Origin of the sequence: Vibrio sp. 10N.222.54.A3 (assembly GCF_041474095.1) — a bacterium.
Taxonomy (GTDB): domain Bacteria; phylum Pseudomonadota; class Gammaproteobacteria; order Enterobacterales; family Vibrionaceae; genus Vibrio; species Vibrio crassostreae_C.
In genome coordinates, this window is sequence record NZ_JBFRTN010000118.1 from 1 (window position 1) to 4262 (window position 4262).

A 4262-nucleotide genomic window follows, 5' to 3' on the forward strand; every position below is an offset into this window, starting at 1 on the left:
CGCGATGAACCTTTTTTAAGGCGCTCAAGCATGAGCTAAGCGCGAAACACGCCGCTGACATAAAATGAATCGAGAATAAATTGAATAAACAGTCCATTTGGAGAAAGAGATTTCAGTGACAGTCAGAAACCTAATATCAATCGTTGGCCTTTGTTGGTTGAGCTTAACCGCAGGAATCTGTTTAGCCGCTCAATCGGAGCAAGAGATTGCAACGACAAGCACTGTTGAGTCTGAGCAAATCATAGAGGTTGGCGTGTTGGCGACTCGAGGTAAGCTTTCCGCTCAGCAGCGTTGGCAGCCGACAATGGATTGGCTGTCGGAGCGCATTCCCGGAAAATACTTTGTTCTCAAGCCTTTCAACTTGGAAGAGATGGCCGAAGCGGTAAAAGATGTCACTGTTGATTTTGTCATCACCAACCCCGGTCAGGCGGTTCGATTAGGACGCCAGTATGCGCTTTCTTGGATGGCAACCATGACCAGTCATAACTTTGAAGCTCAAGGCACCAGTAATACACGTAGCATTGGTTCTGCCTTGGTGGTGAGAAGAATGTCGCCTTATATCTCTCTCGAACAACTTAGCGGTAAGCCGATTGCGGCAGTATCTGAAAATGCTTTTGGTGGTTACCTCACTATGCGTTACCAAGTGATGCAACAAGGGCTTAATCCCAACCACTTTTTCTCTAACACCCAATTTTTAGGTTTCCCGATCGACGCAAGCTTGTATCAACTGCGTGAAGGGCACATTGAAGCGGCTGTCGTACCAAGCTGTTTAGTTGAGAGCATGATCAGCGAAGGTTTGCTGGTGGCGGGTCAATATCGTGTTATCGAGAATCAAGCACCAGAAGGGTTCCGATGTCAGGTGTCTACACCGTTGTATCCTAACTGGTCGTTTGCCAAAACAGAGCGGGCTTCTTCGGCACTGGCGAAACAAATGAGTCAGGTGTTATTTGCTATGCCAAAAAGCAGTGCGCCAGCCATTGCAGCGAATGCATCGGGCTGGACGTCACCGACAAGCCTGCTGTCGATCGATAAGCTATATCAACAACTCGACATGCATCCACTGCAACAACCTTGGTGGAAAGAAGCGTTAATCTGGCTCAAGTACAATCAACAGTGGGCATGGGCGTTCTTTATTCTTGTCGTGTCTCTGAATGCTTACCACTTCTGGCTAGAATACAAATTCAGTCGCAGCAAAAAGCAACTAGAAGCGACGCTTTATAAGCTGAAAAGTAAGAGTGAACAGCTAGAGCACTCACAACGAATCGCGGTAGTTGGTGAACTGGGAAGTAGCTTGGCACACGAGATTAATCAGCCTTTGGCAGCTATTCGGAATTATAGCGAAGGTGGTTTACTGCGGATTTCGAAGAACAAACCGCTGACTGACATAGAGCCTGTATTTGAGAAGATCCAGTCGCAAGTGGACCGTGCTGATGCGATCATCCAGCGCTTAAGAAACATGATCAAAAAACGCTCATCAGATAAATCTCAAACTGATATAGAAGCTCTTCTTACAGATACCATCGAGCTACTGCAATTTCGATTACAGAAACACAAGATAACCATTGAACGTGATGTCGTGGGTAAACCTATCACGCTACATGTTGACCCCGTCGGATTGCAGCAGGTGGTTGTAAATTTGATCAACAATGCGACTGATGCGTGTAATGCTCAGATGCATCGCGAACAAAGCGCTACGTCTGATATTGGTAACAAAAACAACGAACCATCGACAATTAAAGTGATTACCGAGTATCAACCGGATAAAATAATGTTGTCGATTATCGATAACGGCACCGGTTTAGATTTCACTGAACAAGAAGTGACTCAAGCCTTTGTGAGCAGTAAAGAAAATGGCTTGGGGCTTGGGCTCGCGATTTGCCAAGATGTTATTGAAGATCACAGTGGTCAAATGACGATCACGTCACTCACCCCACATGGATGTCATGTTGCGGTGACACTGCCTTTCTCTCTTTCAAATGATTCATGAGGAATCTTGTTATGTCTGAACTTCATCAAAGGCTTCCTGTCTATGTGGTTGATGACGATGAGTCGATGCGCGATTCGTTGGTGTTCTTATTAGAAGAGCATGATTTCACTGTGTCAGCTTTTGAAGATGGCCCCAGTTTTTTAGACTCAGTGGACTTGAGTGCGCCGGGTTGTGTGGTTTTAGACAGCCGAATGCCAGAGATGAGAGGGCAGCAAGTACATGAACTGATGTTGAAAGCACAGAGCCCGCTTTCGGTTATCTATCTCACTGGTCATGGTGATGTACCTATGGCGGTTGAAGCGCTACAGGCTGGTGCGGTGAATTTCTTCCAGAAGCCGGTCAAAGGCAGTGAGTTAGCTGAGGCGATCAAGCAAGGCTTAGTTGCCTCAGAAAAGCATTTGCAAATGAATGTGTATCGCCAAGCGTACGCGTCGTTAACCGAGCGTGAGATAGACATCCTTAAACAAATTATCGACGGTAAGCGTAACCAGAAAATAGCCGATGAATTGTGCATTGCCATGAGAACAGTGGAAGTACACCGAGCAAGCTTGATGAAGAAATTCTCAGCGAAGACGGTTGCCGAGTTGGCTTACATATACGGTCAATTGACCTAGGTATAGAGCTATTCCTGTAAGAGAGTTGTACGGCAGTTGCACGAAATTGTTGATGGGAAAAACATCAACTTCGTCACCAAGCTTTAGGACTTTCCTGATGAAAGGCAGCCTTCATAATTTATCTATATTGAAGAAAGATCACACCATTTATGGCGTGCATACGGATAGGTCTAAGTAGACTTTTTATCGTTATGTATTCCTGAGATACTGAACTGAGTTCATTTTAGGGCGGAACGTTTTAATAACGGCGCTTTTCCCTGTAATTCGAAACATTCACTATAGGTTGATAACTCCTCGACACCGAGGTTGGTATCAACCGAGTTAGGTTAAAATATTTTATGAGTACGATGGGAATCGCAATTGGTGCGACGGCTCTTTCGTTAATACTTGTCGCCGTGTGGTTGATCTCTTTATCGCTAAGAAAGCAGCGCTTGGAACAAGAACGTAAGGCTCGTGCTGTCGCTTACCGAAAAGCGATTGAAAAAGCGCGCATACAAGAGCAAAAAGAGCGTCACTTCAAAGCCGAAACCGGTCATGTACCGTCGATTTTGTATTTGGCAAAAGAAGCTGAACGTAACAATATAAAGGAAGCTCTGTATTGGTACGATAAAGCGGCGCAACTCGATAATATCAATGGCATGTACGGCATTGTGCGCCTAAGCATGAAGCGTAAAGAAGACCTCATTTTAAGAGAGAAAGCCAACTTTTGGCAGCTAGCAATCTCTGCTTTAGACAATGACGTATCGGCGAAATTCGAGATGGGCAAAGCGCTCGTCTTTGGTCGTGGAACCGATAAAAACATCCCTAAGGGTTATACCTATATAGAAGAGTCTGCGGCTGGTGGTAATACCGAAGCGATGCTGTTTATCGGTGACTGGTGTCTCGATAAAGAGAATCCAGATTACTCGGCTGAAAGATCTGTCGAGTGGTACCAAAAGGCCGCTGAAAAAAACAACCTAGACGGCAAGATCAAACTCGGTATGAGTTACTTGAACGGTGTGGGTGTTGAGCCTAACCATGGTGAGGCTGTTTACTGGTTTGAGACAGCCGCAGAAAAGAACAGTGCAGAAGCGATGTTTAGAGCAGGCGAAGCTTGGATCGACCATGGTGAACACGGCAACGCCATCGCTTATATCTGGTTATTCCTATCAGCTCATTTTGGTTACTCAGAAGCCAAACATTTGAGGGATAAAATCGGCGGGGAGCTTGGTGTAGATGCCGTCGTGGGCTTACAGGCTCTGACTAAGCCGATAATGACTAAGCTGACCCAAGAAGCAATCACTAAGCACTCAATCATTAAAGCGCTCAACAAGCTCTACAAGCGTAATATACCGATTCCGAAGAAAGTGAAAGAAGCGTCTGATGAAGAAGGTGAGGCGCTAAATGTAGATGCGAGCCATTTAGAGACTCAAACGGCGAGTGCTCAAGATACGAATGTTGATTACAGCCAGCAACCTAATACCGAGCAAGCATCAACAGAGATACAAACGACACCAAATAGTGATCCTCTAGATTTCAGTCAGTCTAACTGGAACAGAAACCAGTAAATTGAACTCATTGGTTGTGTACGGTTGATAGGTCGTTTTAGCTCTAATCGAGAAATTCAAGACAACAAAAAGGGAAGCTGATGCTTCCCTTTTTATTTATGGTGCGCCGAGCAT

General features: G+C 45.4%; 3 protein-coding genes. All 3 read left to right on the forward strand.

The window, feature by feature from the left end:
• Window positions 1-115: 115 nt before the first annotated feature.
• The 3 genes from AB4507_RS20625 to AB4507_RS20635 all read left to right on the forward strand — a co-directional run bounded on the left by AB4507_RS20625 (window position 116) and on the right by AB4507_RS20635 (window position 4148).
• Window positions 116-1987, forward strand: a complete 1872-nt coding sequence (locus AB4507_RS20625) for a PhnD/SsuA/transferrin family substrate-binding protein (protein ID WP_372183229.1) — start codon at window positions 116-118, stop codon at window positions 1985-1987.
• A gap of 11 nt (window positions 1988-1998) precedes the next feature.
• A complete protein-coding gene (locus tag AB4507_RS20630) occupies window positions 1999-2601 on the forward strand; it encodes a response regulator transcription factor (protein ID WP_017066613.1) in 603 nt (200 codons plus the stop codon).
• Between the two features lie 338 nt (window positions 2602-2939).
• Entirely contained in the window at window positions 2940-4148 is a 1209-nt protein-coding gene (locus AB4507_RS20635) for a tetratricopeptide repeat protein (RefSeq protein ID WP_083994276.1), read from the forward strand.
• Window positions 4149-4262: the final 114 nt, after the last annotated feature.